Origin of the sequence: Paenibacillus sp. FSL H7-0323 (assembly GCF_038002725.1) — a bacterium.
GTDB lineage: Bacteria > Bacillota > Bacilli > Paenibacillales > Paenibacillaceae > Paenibacillus_AQ > Paenibacillus_AQ odorifer.
The window spans coordinates 6,460,119-6,480,660 of the sequence record NZ_JBBODB010000001.1 but is presented as its reverse complement, the minus strand read 5'-3'; the positions used below and the strand labels follow the sequence as shown (position 1 = coordinate 6,480,660).

12 protein-coding genes are annotated in these 20,542 nt (G+C 47.6%); 6 read left to right on the top strand and 6 right to left on the bottom strand.

The window, feature by feature from the left end; translation table 11 throughout:
• Positions 1-38: 38 nt before the first annotated feature.
• Complete coding sequence (locus tag MHH89_RS28950; protein WP_076220723.1) at positions 39-1,181, bottom strand: DUF2264 domain-containing protein; 1,143 nt, start codon at positions 1,179-1,181, stop codon at positions 39-41.
• Between the two features lie 180 nt (positions 1,182-1,361).
• Here MHH89_RS28950 and MHH89_RS28945 point away from each other — a divergent pair, with 180 nt between their 5' ends.
• Positions 1,362-2,198 (top strand): helix-turn-helix domain-containing protein, encoded by an 837-nt coding sequence (locus MHH89_RS28945; protein WP_051490882.1) that lies wholly within the window; start codon positions 1,362-1,364, stop codon positions 2,196-2,198.
• 168 nt (positions 2,199-2,366) lie between these two features.
• Here the strand turns inward: MHH89_RS28945 and MHH89_RS28940 are convergent, their stop codons facing one another.
• The 4 genes from MHH89_RS28940 to MHH89_RS28925 form a co-directional block, all read right to left on the bottom strand.
• Entirely contained in the window at positions 2,367-9,041 is a 6,675-nt protein-coding gene (locus MHH89_RS28940) for an S-layer homology domain-containing protein (RefSeq protein WP_341088668.1), read from the bottom strand.
• Positions 9,042-9,190: 149 nt separating this feature from the next.
• The gene (locus tag MHH89_RS28935) at positions 9,191-10,030 is read right to left on the bottom strand and encodes a carbohydrate ABC transporter permease (RefSeq protein ID WP_081383301.1); all 840 of its coding nucleotides are present in this window, start codon (positions 10,028-10,030) and stop codon (positions 9,191-9,193) included.
• Positions 10,031-10,045: 15 nt separating this feature from the next.
• Complete coding sequence (locus MHH89_RS28930; RefSeq protein WP_036675858.1) at positions 10,046-10,984, bottom strand: carbohydrate ABC transporter permease; 939 nt, start codon at positions 10,982-10,984, stop codon at positions 10,046-10,048.
• A gap of 99 nt (positions 10,985-11,083) precedes the next feature.
• Positions 11,084-12,427: an ABC transporter substrate-binding protein gene (locus MHH89_RS28925; RefSeq protein WP_036675860.1), complete on the bottom strand. Its 1,344-nt coding sequence runs from the start codon at positions 12,425-12,427 to the stop codon at positions 11,084-11,086.
• A 272-nt stretch (positions 12,428-12,699) separates the two neighbouring features.
• Between MHH89_RS28925 and MHH89_RS28920 the strand changes: the two genes are divergently transcribed.
• The 5 genes from MHH89_RS28920 (at position 12,700) to nrdF (ending at position 19,991) form a co-directional block, all read left to right on the top strand.
• Positions 12,700-14,478: a sensor histidine kinase gene (locus MHH89_RS28920; protein WP_076193030.1), complete on the top strand. Its 1,779-nt coding sequence runs from the start codon at positions 12,700-12,702 to the stop codon at positions 14,476-14,478.
• A 30-nt stretch (positions 14,479-14,508) separates the two neighbouring features.
• On the top strand, positions 14,509-16,158 hold the full coding sequence (locus MHH89_RS28915; RefSeq protein ID WP_341088666.1) for a helix-turn-helix domain-containing protein: 1,650 nt from the start codon (positions 14,509-14,511) through the stop codon (positions 16,156-16,158).
• Positions 16,159-16,561: 403 nt separating this feature from the next.
• Positions 16,562-16,921 carry a class Ib ribonucleoside-diphosphate reductase assembly flavoprotein NrdI gene (gene nrdI, locus MHH89_RS28910; RefSeq protein WP_036675861.1) on the top strand — a complete coding sequence of 120 codons (360 nt, stop codon included), beginning with the start codon at positions 16,562-16,564 and terminating at the stop codon, positions 16,919-16,921.
• On the top strand, positions 16,908-18,992 hold the full coding sequence (nrdE, locus tag MHH89_RS28905) for a class 1b ribonucleoside-diphosphate reductase subunit alpha (RefSeq protein ID WP_341088664.1): 2,085 nt from the start codon (positions 16,908-16,910) through the stop codon (positions 18,990-18,992). The genes nrdI and nrdE overlap by 14 nt, the downstream gene beginning before the upstream one ends.
• A gap of 39 nt (positions 18,993-19,031) precedes the next feature.
• Positions 19,032-19,991 carry a class 1b ribonucleoside-diphosphate reductase subunit beta gene (gene nrdF / locus MHH89_RS28900; RefSeq protein ID WP_076099522.1) on the top strand — a complete coding sequence of 320 codons (960 nt, stop codon included), beginning with the start codon at positions 19,032-19,034 and terminating at the stop codon, positions 19,989-19,991.
• A gap of 64 nt (positions 19,992-20,055) precedes the next feature.
• On the opposite strand, the gene MHH89_RS28895 is transcribed toward nrdF, so the two are convergent.
• On the bottom strand, positions 20,056-20,415 hold the full coding sequence (locus MHH89_RS28895) for a hypothetical protein (RefSeq protein ID WP_036675871.1): 360 nt from the start codon (positions 20,413-20,415) through the stop codon (positions 20,056-20,058).
• Positions 20,416-20,542: the final 127 nt, after the last annotated feature.

The following is a 20,542-nucleotide window of genomic DNA, read 5'->3' as shown; positions in this document are numbered from 1 at the left end:
GAAGCATCTTATTCTTCACTAATATGGCTGAATACTTTTTATTCCAAGGCATGATCTCTCATAACATCCTCACCGGCTGCAATTTTTAGTGAAGTCCATTTCATCTCTTCCCCTGACCAGAATGGATCAGAAGGGAGCAGCCCCAGCGGGAGGAATACGGAGGCGCATAAATAAAGACTGCCTGTATTGATATAGCTCTCCGCAAGCTCCGGCTGATAACCGTATACCCCCGGACGTAGCCATCCGGACTCATCCAGCGTACCCGGATATTCCATAATTCGCGTAATCACAGCTGTCAAAGCGCAGCGTACCTGTGCAGGGGGCAATGCTTCCTCCAAAAAATGCTGCAGCGCCGCCTGCGACAGCAGTTGAAACGCCCCAAAACGGTAAACGATCGAACGCCCGATAAAGGGATAGGTTCCATCCGGTGCAATGATCCGTTCGAGAACAGTAGCGTATCGCTGTGCCCGTTGCTGAATCAGCGGTTTCAATGCGGAATATTGCTCCGACTCCTGTTCAAAAAGTGCTACCACATCCACCAGCATCGGCTGAATAACAAAGCTGTTGTAATAATCCCAGTGAAAGTCCTTGCCATCCCCGTAAACTCCGTCGCCCTTATACCAATCCATGAACATATGGACCGCATAGCCAACGCGCATCCGGTCATATTCAGGATCGCCAAGTATATACAAAGCGGCTTCCACCATTGCGCTGAACAGCAGCCAGTTGCTGCCGCTTGGCGCTGTCCGGCGTGTCTGCTTCAGCGCTGTTATTACATTGCCTTTGACCCGCGCACTCAGCTTGCCGGCAAGCTGCTTTGGTGCACGCACCAGCGCATGTGCCAGGAATGCCGCATCTACCAGCGGTTGGCCTTCAGCCTTGAATTCCATATAGTCAGGTGAATTCGGATCAACAGCGGCATCAATGGCTTCCAGCATTAGCCCGGCATAACGCGCTCTAAGCTGTTCTTCCTCACCCTCAAGTCCCTCTAGCTCAAGCCAAGGGGCCATTCCACATGCCAATCTAGCAAAAGCCTCCAAATGGGCAAACTGGCTCCGGTCACTATGAAACTTTGTAGGCAACTGTTCCTTTAATTTCCGCTCAGCCAAAGCATTCAGCACAGGCCCCCCGATCAGCAGCATTGTATCCAGCCAGTATTTACGCTGTTCCTTCCCATTCATGCACAATTCCACCCTTTCAATTGCATCTAATCAGCTACAGCTACTTCTCTTGCCTAACGCCTGAATCTTGTTATATTGCGTAATCTTCTACTATAGTTTAGTGTTGTATTATTGCAATGTCTTTGCGAATAATGATGTTTTATTGCGTATATTGTGATCAATCTGAAAGGGGCAGTTCCAATGAAGCATGCCCAGTATTATGAGCCGTTCGATGGAGATATTTTGGCAGGTATCGGAAATTCGCCGATCTCACCTACCAGGGATTTCCACATCCATGACCACTATGAAATTTTCCTGTTCTTGGGCGGCAAGGTGAACGGTTTTGTAGATCAGTTCAGCTATCCCCTGCAGCGGGGCAATGTCCTGTTGTTCAACAATCACGAGATTCATAAAATCATCAATTTATCTCCGGAGCCCTATGAACGGTTGACAATCCATTTCAAAGCTCCACTTGTCTATCCCTTCTGTACCGCAACTACAAATCTGCTCGCTTGTTTCCAGAACCGCCAGCCCGGAGAGCATAATCTCGCGCAAATGGATGAACCGCTGATTGAAGAGTATACAGTCCTTGCTTCCCGCCTGATTGAGACATTAGAGAATCAGCAGTACGGGAGTGAAGTTCTGGCTCTGACCTACCTGGTTCAGATCCTCGTCCTCATCAATGAGCTGTACAGCCGCACCCGATCTACCGTGCCCAGCATCATTTCCTCACATATTCAATCAGCCATGAGCTATATCGACAACCACTTGCATCTAAATCTGTCACTGGAGCAAATCGCTGGAGAACTGAACGTCGATAAATATTATCTCAGCCATCTGTTCAAACAGCAGACAGGCGGAACCATCTACCGTTACGTCTTGCTCAAAAAAATTGCGTTATCCAAGCAGCTCTTGTCCGCCGGGAACTCCGTATCCGATACCTGCTATCTGTCCGGCTTTAACGATTATGCCAATTTCATCCGTACCTTCAAGAACATCACGGGCATTCCACCCGGAAAATATAGTAAAAGAAGCTGAGCTTTAAAACTCAAATTCAAGGATTTTTCAAAAAAAGATGCAATCGCTACTGCGGTGAATAGTTGGACTTCCGGCCGCTGTTTTCCTAAGCACTCCCCCGCCTCTCCAAATCTATAAAGAACCTGGCAGCCCGCTTAATGCAGCCTGCCAGGTTCTTTGAAATGCTACTTACAAATATCCCAGCAGATTGGAGATAACTTGCGCACCTTCGGCACGGGTCATCGTCTCTTGTGGCGCGAATTGCTTATTGCCGCGTCCCTTGATCAGTCCCGCCTGTTCGGCGATGTTTGCTGCGTTCTTCGCCCAGTCATGAATCCGGGAATAATCACTGAACGATCCTACAGCAGGTTCATTGGTCTCGCTTCCCTGCAAATATTCATAAGCACGAACGATCATCACAGCCATTTCCTCGCGGGTAATGCTCTGATCCGGGGCGAACGAATCCGCACTGCGTCCGAGCACGATACCCGTTCCGCTAACAACTGCCACGGCTTCGGCATACCAGGCTTTGGAATCCACATCACCAAATGTTGCATGGCTTCCTGCCTTAAGCCCAAGCGCGCGTGCAATCATAGCAGCGAATTGTGCCCTAGTTACATCCCCTTGCGGATTAAACTCCGTACTGGAAATGCCTTCAATAATATGCTTCGCAGCCATGGTCTTAATCACATTGCTGGCCCAGCTGTCACTGCTGACATCTGTGAACAGCTTATCGTATTCCAGGACTGCATACTGGCTGAAATGCCGTATTTCAGCAGTCCATTTACCATTAGTCAACGTTCCGCCCATGAATTCAAGCGCACCATTTGCAGAAATATAGTAGCTGCCGAGCAAGCTTGTATTGGCATCCGGATCTACGTTGAACGTAAGTGTCAACGGTTTATCAAAAGCAGTTACCGTTACAGCAGTGCCGTTGGCAGCAACAATCTCCAAGCTGAAGTTAATCACATCACTCGCCGCAGATAAATGTACGGAACCATTAACAGCCGGATTATTGATTAACTGTTCCACAGCATCTCTGGATACCTTCACTGCTGAGAGCTTAATTTGCGCCCCCTCCGTTTGACCTCCAGTAGCTTTTTCTTGAATGCTCTTCAGCACTTCTGGGGTCAGATCGATAGCAACCTTACTCCAAGCCAGACGTAGAGTGTTCTCTCCGATGATTCCTGATAGTCCTGCTGGAAGGAGCACGGATTCTGTAGCTTCAGTAAGCTGAACCGTTATTACTCCTCCAACCGGTGCCGTGAAATCCTTTGGATCAAGAACCTTTTCGGTCTGCGGCAGCGGTGTTGGCGTTGGGGACGGGGTGACTGCTGGTGTCGGTGCTACCGTCCACACTGGTGCTTCCGTTGGCGCCGGCGTAGATGTTGGTGCTGTTGTTGGCTCCGGTTCCGGCGTCGATGTCGGTGTTGGTGTTGGTGTCACTACCGGAGGTTGCTCTGCTTCGCCCACTGTCACGGTTCTAGTCACTTCGATAGCCGCGTTGCCCGCCGCATCACTCACATTATAATGATAGGTGTAGATGCCTGCCGCCTTAGTGTCCAGTGCCAGCACATTCTCCTCATTCTTCGTAATCGTTGCTACAATGTGCTCCGTAATGTCGCCGTCACGGTCATCTACCGCTGTCGCTCCGGCATCCATATAGCTTGCGCCATTTTCCAGTTGAATGGACGGTTCACCAAGCAGTGTAATCACCGGCTTCATTACATCCGGATCAAGTGCAACGACTACTTTTCTTGTCACTTCTTCAGCCTCATTGCCCGCAGTATCGCTGACATTATAATGGAAGGTATAAATATCAGCTTTCGCTGTATCGAGAGCAGTCACCCCGTATACTTCACTGCTAACTGTTGTAGTTATACGGTCTGTAATATCACCATCCTTGTCATCATAAGCAGTCGCTCCTGCATCTGTATATTCAGAACCGATGTGCAAATTCACTATTGCATCACCTAACAGAGTAATCAAAGGCTGAACAGTATCCGGTTCCGGCAGCTTGATTGTTCCGCTCACCGAACTATCCGCTGTAGCCTCTCCCTTACTAAGTGATACCGTAAAGCTGAAGCTGCCGTTAGTCTCATCGGTTGCTTCTTGGAAGGAAGACAAGGTAATCTCACCGATCGTAACTCCGGTATCATTGAAACCGGGCAGAGCGCCTATCGTCTGCAGCAGCCAAGTCTGGACAGCTTCTTCGCTGTTTGCCGCTTCCTTCTGCACGCTGTATACCGCACCTTCTATGATACTCTTAGCCTCATTTACAGCCTGCTCATTAACAACACTGGCTTTATCTCTAGCTACAGCCACATAGCTGATCAATGCCGCCTGATTGCCTGAATACGTATTGTTTATTGAGTATTTCACAGTACCGCTCACCGGAAGCGTGAAGTCATAGTTAATCATAGCGCCATTAGGACCTGCGACGAAGCCGGTTCGGACCGGTTTGGTCACTTCTTTCCCTTCAGCGTCGATATAGCTAAGCGTAATATCCATCGTGCGGTTGGTGTTGTTCCACCAGTCCCGATGGAATGACGTAATCGTATATTTGCCTGCATTCAAAGGGAGCAGGTATACAAGTGGATTATTTTTTGTATCCGAACCATAAACACCTGTCTGACTTTTATCAGAGAGAACTACAGCGCCACCAAGCCCCTTGAGGAGGTACTTAGTACTGGTATGCCCCCATACGCCATTGCCTGTCGAAGGCTGATCCGCCTTGTTATTAAGCAAGCTGTCACCTACAAAATCCTTGATTAACGTATACGGCGGCGTGATACCGTCCACCGATACACCAGCATCGAGGAAGTATAAGAGCCCCTCCGGTACCACTTCCACATAACAAGTTGTTTTCAGATTTCCATAAGTGCCGGTTACAGCTACCCGTTCATACGGATTGTTGAAGCTGGCCGCATTTACATTCCACTTTACTGATACCAGCAATTTGGATCCGTCTGCCCGAGTGGCTTCCACCTTGTCTGGAAGATTCGGCAGTTTTCCAGCATAAGTAGCCAAATCCTGAGGAGCGACAAGCTCCCGTATATCTCCCGTAGTCAACTGGTTCTGGGCGGAGATCAGGCGTGCTTCAAGCTGAGTAACTCCTTCCTGATCCAATTTGTATAAAATAGGATTATCCAGTGCTTCCTGTGCAGCGCTCTGTGCATCTACGAAGAGCTGCCAGTCTCTGTCCGAATATTCATCCTGTTTGTTCATTTCTTTCGCGGCTGTTACCGCCGCCTGAAGAGCAGCAGTATCTACAGTACCGGTTACTTCCCCGGAAACAACCGCCACCGCGTCGACAACCAAGGTGCCGCTTACCACCTTTATCTGCACATGGTGCTGGCCATATTTAAGCCCGCGGAGTGCGTACGTCTGGTACAGCTCCTTGGAAGCTAATGTATCAGCCGATAGAACAATAACTTTTCCGTCCACCGTTACCTCAAGCTTCGCCGATCCGTTATTCGCTCCTAGAATATCCAGTCCGGTGCCTTCAAACGTATATTCCATTGCAGCGTCTACAGCCTGGCTGGTAGAAAGAGAACGCTGGTAAATGTACATGCCCGCTCCATTTATATGGCTCCACAACCCGGTATATATCAGTTTAGGGTTCGGAGCAGCTGCCAGGTCATACATCTCAAGATTGTCTAGAAGCTCTGAATAATACGGCGTGTAGCCCTCAACCTTCTCCACCTTCAAATTATCGAAGCGGACGTGATAGTAGCCGCTGGCCAGATCTACCCGGCCGGACAATTCAGGAGTAGGGTCGGTATAGGAAGCCAGCTTCACCCCATCCAGATAGGCAGTCACTTTATCGCCTGCAACCTGAACGGCAATATTATGCCATGCGTCATATGCGGTATCGAATCCGTCGATCTTCACGCCGCCGGAACCGTTCGCGGCATTTCCGCTCGCAACTGCGCTATTGTTGACCAGCAGCTGCCAGCCGCCGTCGAACCAGAATTTCAGCACATACGGTGTACCGGTTATGGAGTGGGAACTGCCACCTCCCTGATAACGGGCGCCTATCGCAGCATAATTGGCTCCGCCCTGAGTATTGTTTGTTTCGAACGATACATCAACACTGGCCTTGTAGTTCATCCACCGGTTGTCGCCGATGGCCGTTACGGGATCTCCGCTGTTCCATGTGCCGCCAAGCCCCATGGTTCCCGTGTCCAGCTGCTGCCGCAGGACATAATTGTCTGAACCGTCCGGAAGATAGGCCTCAAATGCCCCGTTGCGGTCATGGGTATAACGCGGGATAACGCTTTGGGAACCGCCGCGGGATTCGATATAGCTCTGGGTACCCTCAGATTGACCGCCTGCACCAATCTTCACAACAGTCTGCTTGGAATAGTCAAAATCATCAGCGTACAGAATGTTGTCCCCAGTACTGTGTCCTGCTCCTGTAGCATCAGTATCCAGTACGGTACGCTCGCCTTCTACAGGCAGCGGTGTATTATATTCTTCTTTGTCCTTGTTCTTCAAAGTAGACACAGTCACGGTCGAATACGGTTTAACCTTAACGGTATACACCCCGCTCCCATCAGCAGTGGCATCACCGAGATACTGCATATAATTGCTGTTGAACGCTTCTCCTGCATCAGCGGCACGGGTTTCCCATACTTCCATGGATGGATTACCCGTATAAGCCATATTGACTGTCTGCAGCTTGTAGATTTTGGAATACTCGCTATCGTTCACGATAACCGTCGAGAAATCTTTTTTATCAGGTGCTGCAAGGGTTATATAGCTAGGGGAACCGTTGCGGCCGCTGACCGGATTGGTGCCTGTCGCACCTGTAGAGCTGGCTTGAGGAACCGCTCGCCAGATCCCAGCAGTATTATCCTCGTTCTCCCAGCCTACATTCGCAAACCAGCTGTAATGCTGCAGAGTGACAAGACCCGCATCATAATGAATCCATCCCGACCACGGATCGCGCATGCTGACCAATTCCTTGAAGGAATATTGTCCGCCTTCATAAAAGGAACCAATGGCTGGCTGGTAAATAAAGTGTGTCCGGCGGGAGTTAACGAATCCTTTAATAATCGTGTTACTCATCTCCAGCGGACTGCCGACACCACCAATGCCGGTTCCTGCCACTGTAGGATCTTTCATATTGTTGTTGGGACGGAAAGAGGAATTACTGAAGGTAGACTGCGCCTCGCTGTTCCAAACCTCAATATCATATTGTTCTGCAAGTTTTTTGAAATTGCCTGCGCTGTCGTCGTCCGTGTTGTAGTGGTATCCAGCGATCGGCACAGCTTCCCGCAGAGAAGGATCACTCACCATACTGGCACCGAAGCTGCCAATCCCGACTTCATCGGATATCACAGACTTGATCCGGTTGTACAGTTCCCGCTCTTCGGTGCTGTTGAAGCCTTCGCTGTCAGTCTTGACTCTCTCAGCGTACTGTTTGGTCCACGCCAAATCTGGAGCGTGCTCGTTGATATAAGGATTAACGTAATCGGCCATATAACCGTATTCACGATAAGCGGCCAGAATGGTTTTTTTGTACCAGGTATAGATTTTGTCGTTGTTATTCGCCCAGGCCGGAGCACTCCATCTCAGGATGCTCACTTTAAGATCAGGGTTCACTGCCTTGGCATCTGCGGCAAGCTGGAAGCCGGGATGCCGGGTAACATTTGCCTCTTCATCGGCCGTACGCATAGTCGCCGGGTCAGGTCCCGTGGAGTTATTGCGGTCATTGCCCATCTCGATTTTCACATGCGTCATGAGCGGATGTTCTCCACCGAACAAGATCTGTAGCATTTCTGCATAAGCCTCTGGATGCTCTGACTTATAGTCCATCAAAAGCGCACTGGTGCTGTTAGCGCTTAGTACGCCAAATCCCTTGAATGTGAGGCCGTTGACATTGTCAGCTTGGATATCGTTGCCGTCAAGCAGAACCTTGACCATAGAAGCTGCGCTCTGTGTAGCCTCTTCGATCTGTTTCTTGATTCCGCCCTTGGCAACGGCGAACCAGCTCAAAATAGGTTTTTCGTCAGCAACATAGGCGTAAGTCAACGTCATTGGACTACTAACGTCAATGTCTCCAGGAATGGTGAATTCGCCGGAAATTAGTTTAGTCACATTAGTGTTGAACTGGTCAAACAAGATGGTCTTGGTTGCCCCGCTAGCATCCTTATACTCGATCTGAGGACGTATTACACGGGAGCGGCTGCCGTACCAATCATGGAAACCGCTGCTGAGCGTATAGGTTCCAGCTTCAAGCGCTTTTAATTTATACACGATATGATTGCTGGCAGGGTCGGCACGAAGTCCGACAGTCCATAGGGACGGATCGGTGGCTGGATCGGTAAGTCCCCCGTCTTTGGAATTCTTGACCTTGTTTACGGAATCATCAAATCCCCAGTCCGCCGTACCGCTGATATACTTCTGGTCGGGTGACTGGTTGAGCAAATCGCTGCCGCTCAGCGTGCGGACCGCTTCGTACAGCGGCGAGGAAGTAGGCCCGTTGCCTACGGAATCGCCCCCTCTGCCGCTATCCACAAAGTAAACCAACGGATTACTTGCGGGCGGAATAACTTCCACACTGGCTACGACCGGCCCCCCGTTTGCTGTACCGCTGACGGTCACGGCATCGTATGGCACGGCAAAGGTATCTGCTCCAATATTCCAGTTCACTGCTGTGCTCTGGCCTCCGATATCAATGCTGGCTGGCAGCGTTGTATCTGCAATTGTTGTAGCCCCCATATGGGCGGCAGCGTAGATAGAATTTACGGTAGCAGCAGAGGCTGCAGGCAGAGTGAATGCCGGAAACATCCCAACTACGAGCGCAGTAGTCATCGTTATTGAGAAAAGCCTTTTTCGAAAGTGCTTTCTGTTCATTCTCTTCTCCTCCTTTGATGGCCAATAATAAAAGAAAGCGTATTCATTTTATTGTTAAATGAATAATTACTAGAGTTATACAGACCCCTTTGACTTATAAAAAAACCTGGCAGCCTATGAAGCATGCAACTGCCAGGTCAAATACGGTTCTAGCCCTTAATGCCCGATGCTGCAACACCTTGTACAAAGTACTTTTGCAGAGCCAGGAAAACAATTACAACCGGAATAATGGACACCACACTCGCGGCCATAATCAGGCCATATTCGGCGGAATATTGCGAGATGAACATTCTTAGTCCGATTTGGATAGTCTTGAGTTTCGTATCTGTCAGATAAATCATTGGCCCCAGGAAGTCATTCCAGGTAGCGACAAAGGTGAAGATCGTCAATGTAGACAAGGCTGGCTTGGACAACGGCAGCATGATTCGCGCCCAAATTCCATATTCGCTCAAGCCGTCAATACGGGCAGCCTCGCATAATTCATCCGGAACACCTTGATAGAACTGGCGCATCAGAAATACTCCAAATGCCGAGAATGCCTGCAGCAGTATGATTGCCAAATGCGTGTTGTTAAGTCCCATGTAACGCATCAGGATAAATTGCGGCACCATGTAAGCCTGCCAAGGGATCGCAATCGTTGCAATATATCCAAGGAATAGAATGTTTTTTCCCCGGAAATGCAGTTTGGAGAACGCGTACGCAGCAAAGCTGGAAGTCAGTAGTTGTAGAATCGTTACGATAATCGATAATTTCGCCGTATTGTAAATAAAACGGCCCAGCGGAATGCGTGTCCAGATATCCGCGAAATTCTCCCAGCGCGGATTCTGTGGAATCCACTGCATTGGGAAGGAAAACACATCTTTGTTCATCTTGAGTGAAGAAGACAACATCCATATATACGGAACCAGCATCGCCAGTACTGTCGCAAACAACAAAATATACACAAGAACCATAATGCTGATTCGAAGTCCTTTACTTTTACCAACCATATCTTTTGAATCCTCCTATTGTCCGTATTTCTTCTCGCCGCGGAACTGGACGATGGTGATGCCAAGTACCAGCAGAAACAATACAATGGCCATGGCGCTGGCATATCCGTAATCAAGCGAGCGGAACGCCGTATTATAGATTTGATACACCATAACCCTTGTAGAATCATTCAACTGGTTATCGGCGCCGGCAAATAGGTTGATAAAGATATCGTAGACTTTGAACGAATTGATGACTAGAATCATCAGAACAAAGAAAGAGGTAGGCGCCAGTTGAGGGACCGTCACATTGCGGAATCTTCTCCACGCGCCCGCACCATCAAGTTCAGCAGCCTCATACAATTCAGGGTTGATGCCCTGAAGACCTGCCAAGTAAATAACCATGTAATAACCCATGTTTTTCCACACTGTAAACAGTATTACTGTGAACATCGCCCAGTGTTTATCCGCTGCCCAGCGGGGAAGATCCTCCAGCGGGATACCGGTAAGGGTATGCAGGATATTGTTGATCGGACCCATCGTAGGACTGAAGATAAAGTTCCATACGGCAGCAACGGCTACCAGGGATGCTACATAAGGGAAAAAGAATACGGTTCTCATGAAATTGCGGGCCATTATCTTCTGATTAAGCAGAATCGCCAGCGCCAGCGCGACAATCATGGTGAACGGTACTACGCCAATAGTGTAAACAATGGTATTCCATAATGCTTTGTGAAATGTTGTATCTCTGATCAACCGGGTGAAATTGTCCAGCCCGATAAACTTCATTGGATTGGCCCCGTCCCATTTCACAAAAGCAAGGATAAAGGCAAAAAACATAGGTACCAGTGTAAACAGGGCAAATCCGATAAAGTTCGGCGCAATGAAGCTGTAAGCTACCAGGTTTTCCCGGACACCTTTTGACAAATGACGTTTAGGGATCTTTTTTGTACCCAATATGGTTTCGTTCTGCATTCTTTCTCCTCCAAACCTTCTAAAACTTTCCCCACAAATCTATACTTTTTAATATAAAAGGCGGGCTTTCACCCGCCCTTAGAACCGGCTCTCTTAAGGTTAATTATTCAAGAGCTGCTGTACGCGAGCATTCATATCATCCAAACCTTCGTCAATCGAAGCATTTTTAGTCATAATATTGTCATGCGCTTCATTCAAAATAACTTCGATGTCTGCGCTCTTTTCATGCATAGGCATTTCCAGATAAGTCTTAACAGTAGTCAGTGCCGCTTTGCTGTTCTCATCCGTAGGGAAGCCCTCGATGGAAGTAATGGAATTGATAACTTCATCATTCTTAATCGCTGGAATGGTTCCGGTGGAAGCAATGACTTTAGCGCCTTCTTCACCAGTCACGAATTTCATGAAATCAAGTGCGGCTTCTTTATGTTTGGATTTCTGATTTACAGCTAGGGAAGTAATTGTACCCAGGGTTGTACCGGCTTCCACACCATCCGGATGAGGGTATTTCGCAATGCCCCAGTTAGCCGATTGGGACTCGCCGCTCTTCACTTTCTCAATTTGTGTAGCGATAAACCAGCTGCCCATGTTCATAGTAGCAACGGAATTATTGTAGAATACGCCAGAATAGTGCGTGCTTGAAGTCTTCAGTGTGGCGTAATCCATTACGATGCCGTCTTCCTGTTCTTTCAGGATCCGCTCATAGGTTGGCTTCAAGAAATCGTAGTTTCCGTCAACAACAGTGTTCTTGCCGTCCAGAATACCGAACAGTTGAACCGCACTACGCCAAGTATGGTAGTGAGCTCCGTACACTTTTTCAGAACCGCTGCCGGATGTCATTTTTCTGGCCAACTCATCATATTGCTCGAATGTCATATCATTGCTTGGATATTCCACGCCTGCTTTGTCGAACAAATCTTTATTGTAGTAGAGAATCCAGAAATCGCTGCGGAAAGGAAGCGCATACACCTCATCGTTCACTTCGATTTGTTCTACAGTACCTCCATATACCGAAGGATCAATAGCGTTGCCACTCATAAAGCTTTTAAGCGGCTCTAGGTGATTCTGTTTCACAAGGTTCGAGTAGCCCGGAATATCTTTAATTGTAAGTACGTCCAGATCTGCGCCACCGGACAGTTGTGTGCTTAACATGGTCATATAGTCCGTCGACCCCAGATCGACATATTCGATTGTTACATTCGGATGCTCAGCTTTATAGGCATCGATTAGCGGCTTGTAGTAAGCGGTAGCTTCCCAATCCCACAAGGCCCATTTCAAAGTCACAGGCTCCTGGCTCGGTTCAGCGGAAGCGTTTGCAGAATTCCCCGTTGCTGGAGCTGTCGTTGCAGCAGCACCTTCGTTGTTGTTATTACCAGAACATCCAGCCAACAGACTCATGGAGAACACTGTGGCGAGGGTTATGCCATAGAATCTTTTCAGTTTCATTTAAATATCCCCTTTTCTTCTGATTGTGTAACTACGATCGGCTCTTCTGAGCTTAGTTCAAAGTTTATAGCTTTTTTCGCAAGAATGGCATGCATTATCAAACAAAGTTCATTCACTTTTCTGTGTTCTTCTTCCCTGCTCCGGTTCAAACCTGTAATTTTCTATCTAAAACATGTAAAATATTCAGCTTATGTACCTCCCCCTGTATCGGAACGCAAGAATATGCTATGGTATATGAAAACGCTTTATATGTTTTCACATTTTGTAGAGGAGTGTTAAATACGGTAAGAAAATCCACCATTAAAAGTCGCATTATTCTGCTCATGGCCGTATTCGCACTGCTGATAGCGTCGCTGTTGTCTTTTTTTAGCTATGAATTAATTACTTATTATCAGCGTAAAACAACCATCCAGGCGACCGAGTTCAATCTGCAGCTGGTATCCCATATTATTGAACAGGATCTAATTGATCTGTCATCGCTGGCGATGACTTGCAGCACTAACTCTTCTACTAATACCCTGATTACAGACTACTTCAGCTCACCTAAGGCTAGCTCTAAGGAAGCAGTTAATGTATTCAACTCGATGCAGCAGGACTTCCTGAACAACCGCTCCAACAGCTATGCCCGCCGTCTGATTGTTACGGACAGCAATGGAAAGTTTCTGCAGGTGGATAAAACCGGCACCTCTGTTCCGCTTACCATACACAATATCGGTCAAATTACCGGCCTTAGCAACGATGCCGAGGAGAAATGGGACCGGGTGATCAAGGACCCGCTCTCCAACACGAACGGAATTCCTTTTGTTTTTCCTATTTACGGCAAAGGAGCTTCCCGCGTTGGAACAGTGTACCTGTTAGCGAATACCACTGTTATTACCGACAAGCTGAAAGGGTACTCCCTGCCGAAGAATTCCCGGCTGCTGCTGACGCTCGGCAATCATCATTATCAGCTCATCGGCGATCAGGTCATCGCCATTGCAGAGCCGTATGAACCGGTGGCCTATACCAATGATAAACCTGTCGGTCCGCAAACTGAGCTGTCCATGGTCAAGCTCGAGGACGAGAAAGAGAGCCATATCGTGGTATCTTATCCCGTACGCAGCGGAGTCATTCTGTCACAGACTTTATCCAATGACCTGTTCGCTCCCAAGACAAATATATGGATTCTGGTTATGCTCGGCGTCTGTCTCCTGGTTATTGTCTTAAGCGCTATCATTACGCTTTATCTGACCCGTACCATCAGTCTTCCGGTGGAAAAACTGAAGAAGCGGATTGATAAGATCGCCCAGGGCAATTTCCTGCTGGACCGCAATATCGAATGGAACAGCGAGCTTGGCGATGTCGGCCGGGGCATTAACCGCCTGTCCCAAGATATCGTAGCGCTTATGGACAGCCGGCTCGCTGACGAGAAACAGAAGCAGGAGCTGGAATACCGGATGCTGCAGAGTCAGATCAATCCCCATTTCCTGTACAACACACTAAATTCGATCAAATGGATGGCTACAATTCAGAATGCTACCGGCATCGCGGAAATGACCACTTCACTATCCAGACTGCTGCGCAGCATCGCCAAAGACAACCGTAGACTAATGCCGCTGAAAGATGAGCTGAGCCTGCTGGATGATTATTTTCTAATTCAGAAATACCGCTATGGCAGTACGGTCTCTATGGTAAAGGAGATTGACAACGAGGAACTGCTAACCGGCCTAATTCCACGATTCACGCTCCAGCCCCTGGTCGAGAACGCCATCTTCCATGGCATCGAGCCCAAAGGCAGAGGAGAAATTCTCATTAAGGTGACCAAAAGTGGATTCGCCGATATTCTAGTTACGATTGAAGACAATGGTGTAGGGATGAAGGAAGAAGAAATCTCCACGATTCTGTCGAATCCAGGTGATGGAAGCAAAGAAATGCCCGAGAATATTGGACTCCGCAGCGTAAATGAACGTTTGCGCCTGGCATTTGGGGATAATTACGGTCTTTCGATTGAGAGTGAGTCGGGCCAATATACCCGGATGAAGATTCTTCTGCCGTTCCTGCAAAAGGAATAGAGTAGCATATCAAGCAAGGATGTGATGGAATTGATCAAGTTGTTAATTGCTGATGACGAGGCGCTGGTCTGCATCGGCTTGCAGTCCATGCTGAAGTGGGAGCAATATAATATAGAAATTGTCGGCATTGCACACAACGGGGCTCAAGAGGAAGAAATGATTGACACCCTACGTCCTGACATCGTAATCAGCGATATAAAAATGCCAATTAAAAGCGGCTTAGAAGTTGCCAATGCGGTACGCAAAAAACACGGCCGGCTTCCGCTGTTCATCATCTTAACAAGCTACGAGGAATTCGAATACGCGCGTGGAGCGATTGAAGTGCAAGCCACAGATTATCTAGTGAAGCTAGAACTGACACCAGAGGCACTTGATGCCTCCATTCGGAAAGCAATTTCCCAGTTAGAGGCTTTTCAAACCCTAGACAGCTATCCCATGCTTGCTCATAGAGGCAATCTACAAGCTCAACGCGATAAATTTTTCATCCGCCTGTTCAATAACTTATTCGCAAATAAAAACCAGTACCTTTTGCAGAGAGATGATTTAAACCTTGAGCTCAAGGAACCTGCTTATCTAGTCTGCACTTGCCGTATTTTGGGGCCAGACAGTGTCCCGCCCCGCGGCGATAAAATGGTTGCTCTGTGCTCAAGTACCGTCCAAATGGCTAAAGATACGCTTACTTCCATAAGACCTTGTTATGTGACCAGTCTGGACTTGCGCAATTTTGCTGTAACCCTGCCCGTCAACGGGACGGATTCACGGCAATGGATGCCTGAGATTGAAATGCTATTGACCCATATGGCCTCCATACTCCATAACTACTTTAATGTAAGGATCATCGGCGCGATCGGCTTTGCGGTCGAGGATCCTTATTTGCTGCGGGAAAGCTACCTCGCTGCGCGAAAAGCGCTCCCTGCTGCGGTTAAAGCACAGTCGTTTGTGTTTTTTGCCGAAGGAGAGTCGCTGGAGCAGGATCATCTGTTGTTTGATTTCTCCGAATTGCGTACAGAGATCCGCCGTGCTTTTGAAGAAATGGATACCCAAGCTTTATACGCCATTATCTCCAAAATGATCGAAATCTTCGACGGCCGGGCCGACCTGCTGGTTCCCGCCACTGATGCCGCCTGCAACATTCTGTACATGGCCACTTCACTGCTCGCAGACGGTGAGAACATTGTGGAACACATTTTCGAAAATGAACCGGAGGGCTACCGGGCTATCTACCAGATGCATACGATTGAAGAGATCGCCGGCTGGCTGATCCAGTTCCGGGACGGTTGCTCAGACATCCTCTCTACCCGCAGACAAAGCTACAAGGAGCAGCTCGTCAAAAATGTCCAAGAGTATATTAAACGAAATCTCGGAACTAAGCTCTCGCTCAATCAAGTGGCTGATGTCTTCAATTTCAGTCCCAACTATCTGAGCCACCTTTTCTCCAAGGTTGCCAAGGTCAACTATGTGGAATATATCACGGAGATCAAAATCACGACAGCCAAAGAAATGATGGCACGTGGGGAAGGTCGCATCTACGAAATCTCACAGAAGCTGGGATATGAGAGTGCCTTCTATTTCAGTAAAGTTTTCAAAAAGGTAACCGGAATTTCCCCCAGGGAATACATGCAGCAACTTAAAGCAGATTCACCATCTGACCGAAGCCTCGGAGTGAACAACCGTTCTTGAGATCAAGAGATTATTAAGAATAATCCCACTTCGCAAAAATAAAGCCAATAAATCTGCAAGGAGCAGGCTCTGTTCCTTGCAGATTTATTGGCTTGCCATCACCCTCAGCAGTATCCCTAAGTATCACCCTTATTCCTGCAATTTTTTTATTTTTATTTTTAAACTAGCAAAATGCTAATACTCCGGTCTTTCTGCCCTAAAAGTCTACCAAAAAACCGCTTACGAGACACTTTCTCAGCTATTAAGACTGCTGTTCCTATATTGACTTTTCAACATATAGTAATTAAAATAAACAACGCACACTAAATATAGTATAGATACGATTTTTCAGAATTTATAGCTTATCCATTCAGTTTTCATACTATTTTCAATAGTTTTTAATATTTACAGGGGGACAGACACCATGCTAGTCGCGTATGATTCAAAAACAGGAAATGTCAGACGCTTCATCAGCAAACTTAAGTTGCCGGCTGTGCAGATTGAGGAGCATATGACGATTGATGAGCCCTATGTGCTTATTACATATACCACCGGCTTTGGACAGATTCCAGAAAAGGTGTCTACTTTCTTGAAGAACAATAATGCCAATCTGAAGGGCATCGCCGCCAGCGGCAATAAGAACTGGGGCGAGCTGTTCGCGCACAGCGCGGACTTGATTGCAGATCGGTATAACGTGCCCGTTATCGGTAAATTTGAGTTATCGGGTACATTTGGCGATGTAGAACGGATTAAACAGGAGGTGAGCCGGGTTGCGGCATATTGAATTAAACAACATGTTGATGAAGAGAGACGAAAGTGGCTTCTTTCAGTTAGACAAAGATCTTGAGGCAGTAGCCGAATTTATGCGGGATGTAGAGCGCCGGAGTCTGGTTTTTGCGAATACAAAAGCCAAGGTTGATTATATGATTGAACAGGATTTCTACGAGAATTTTTACGATCAGTACAGCACGGCGGAAATTGAAGAAGTCTACCAGATTAGCCATGCCTACAACTTCAGTTTTCCATCTTATATGGCAGCTTCGAAATTCTACACGGATTACGCTGTAAAAACCAATGACCGTAAACAATATCTGGAGCATTACCCGGACCGTGTGGCGGCAGTCGCCCTTCACCTGGGACGCGGCAACGCCGATACTGCGGGGGTACTTGCCCGTTCGATGATGGAACAGCGCCTGCAACCTGCGACACCAACCTTCTTAAATGCCGGTAAGAGCCGGCGTGGTGAGCTCGTCTCCTGCTTCCTAATCGAAATGGACGACTCGCTCAATTCCATCAACTATGTGCTGAATACCTGCATGCAGTTGTCGAAGATCGGTGGCGGTGTGGCCGTTAACCTATCCAAGCTACGCTCCCGTGGTGAAACTATCAAGGGTGTTGAGGATGCTGCAAAGGGAATTATACCTGTACTCAAGCTGATGGAAGACGGCTTCTCCTATGCAGATCAGATGGGTCAACGTAAAGGATCAGGAGCAGCCTATTACAACATTTTTGGCTGGGACGTTCTGGAATTCCTTGACAGCAAGAAGATCAACGCCGACGAAAAAACAAGACTCAAAACCCTGTCCATCGGCCTGATTATTCCAAACCGCTTCTATAAGCTGGCGAAGGACAATGAAGCGCTGCATGTATTTGCTCCTTACAGTGTGTTCAAAGCCTACGGCACGCATCTCGACGATATGGATCTGGATGACATGTATGATAAGCTGCTGGCCGATCCACGTGTCAAAAAGAAGAAAGCTATGAGCGCACGGGATATGCTGACCAAAATCGCCATGATCCAGCTGGAATCTGGCTATCCATATATCATGAACAAGAGCAATGCCAATGCGGCCCATGCCCTGAAAAACGTCGGACAGATCAAAATGTCCAACCTTTGTACTGAAATCTTTCAGCTGCAGGAGACCTCAGAGATTGCCGACTACGGACAGGAGAGTACAATCCGCCGCGATGTAAGCTGCAATCTGGCTTCCTTGAACATTGTTAACGTGATGGAACATGGCAAAATCCGTGAATCCGTACATGAGGGCATGATCGCCCTGACCGCTGTTAGCGATATGACCAGTATTTCCAATGCCCCAGGCGTAGCCAAAGCAAACAAGGAAATGCACTCTGTCGGTCTTGGCGTCATGAATCTGCACGGCTATCTGGCTAAGAACAACATTGCTTATGAAAGCGAGCAGGCCCGCGATTTTGCCCGGACCTTCTTTATGACTATGAATTTCCACTCGCTGGAGAAAAGCATGGAAATCGCTGCCGCCACGGGCCGATCTTTCCATGGATTTGAGGCTTCTGATTATGCTACGGGAGCTTATTTCGAGCGTTACCTGACTACCGATTACCGCCCGGTTACCCCAAGGGTACAAGAATTATTCGGAGATATTTATATCCCATCCCCAGCAGACTGGGAACAATTGCGGGATGCGGTAAAAACAAATGGCCTATACCATGCTTACCGTTTGGCGATTGCGCCAACGGCCAGCATTTCCTATATCCAAAACGCCACTTCAAGCGTTATGCCGATTGTTGAGCAGATTGAGACTCGGACTTATGCTAATTCAACTACTTATTATCCGATGCCGTACCTGCGGCCGGACAATGTGTTTTTCTATAAATCGGCTTACCAGATGGACCAGTTCAAGGTAATCGATCTGATCGCGGAAATTCAGCCCCATATCGACCAGGGTATCTCGACCGTTCTGCATGTTAACAGTGATGTTTCCACCAGAGAACTGGCCCGCTCCTACCTGTATGCGGCGCATAAAGGCTTGAAGTCGCTGTATTACACCCGGACCAAAAAGCTGTCCGTCGAGGAATGCCTCACCTGCTCGATCTAAAAGGAAGGCTATAGCCGCAGAAAAGGAGATTGCAATATTATGACCGCTATCCAAGCCGTTAACTGGAACCGTCCCGACGACGATTTCTCATTGATGTTCTGGAATCAGAACATTATGCAATTCTGGACGGACGATGAAATTCCATTATCCGATGATAAAATGTCCTGGCTCACGCTCAGTGAGCAAGAAAAGGACTCCTATATGAAGGTGCTGGGCGGCCTGACACTGCTGGATACGATTCAAGGCGGAGTCGGAATGCCACAGATTATGGAACATGTCGAAGGCCTTCAACGCAAAGCCGTACTGGGCTTCATGGGTATGATGGAACAAATTCACGCCAAATCGTACAGCAGTATTTTCACCACTTTATCCTCTACAGAGGAGATCGACAGTGTATTCCGCTGGGTAGAAGAGAACCCCTTCCTCCAGTTCAAAGCGGAGACCATCTCACAATATTACAAAAACATAGACTCACCAAAAGACCTGTACCTCGCCATGGCAGCCTCCGTGCTGCTCGAGAGCTACTTGTTCTACAGTGGTTTCTTCTATCCCCTATATCTGGCTGGGCAGGGCAAAATGACTTGCAGCGGTGAGATCATCGACCTTATTCTACGGGATGAGAGCATCCATGGGGTATATGTCGGTGTGCTGGCACAGGAGATCTTTGACGGGCTCCCAGAAGACGAGCAACGCGAACTTCACCATACGCTGGTAGAATTGCTTCGACTGCTGCATGAGAATGAAGAGCGTTATACCGAGCAGATCTATGCCCCTATCGGATTGGTGGACGAGGTTAAGACTTTCCTAAGATACAATGCCAATAAAGCGATGATGAATCTGGGCCATGATCCGCTATTCGACGAGGAAGAGATCAACCCGATTGTTCAGAACGGGATCAGCACCCACACCAAGCAGCATGACTTCTTCTCGAAGAAAGGCAACGGATATGTCCGGGCGCTTAATGTGGAGCCACTGAAGGATGAAGATTTTCAATTTTAAATATAGATAAAACAAAAAGTGCGGAGAAAGCTCTCCGCACTTTTTGCTAACTCTATTTATTAGATTATTGCAATTTTTTCAGTACTGTTCTAGCTTCTTCATAGGTATCGTAAGCATCAGCAAAATCTCTGCCAAAAATACGTTTCAATTGCATTTTCCAAATTGGGTTTTTAGTTACATAAGCCCATCCTGCTTGGCCAGCTGCTTTCGCCATCTCACCTGTTGGAGCCAACATTGCTGCAACTTCAGGAGAAAGTACACTTGCAGATTCAGTTACATCAGTTGTACCCGTAAATTTAGGACTAACAAGCTTCATGATATTCTCAAAATCTTTCAAGTATCCTGGAACATCCTCAGCAGAAAAATCGATAGATACTACATCGATGTGGTTTTCACTTTTGTTGTATTTAATTGTGTATGACATAATTGTATTCCTCCAAGTTTTAATAGTTATTTTTTAATAATAGAAAGTAATGTATGTAACTCCAACAGACAAAAAATTTCTGCCCAGGCTTTTCAGTAACTTCTACTTTTGGCAACTGGGTTTGGAA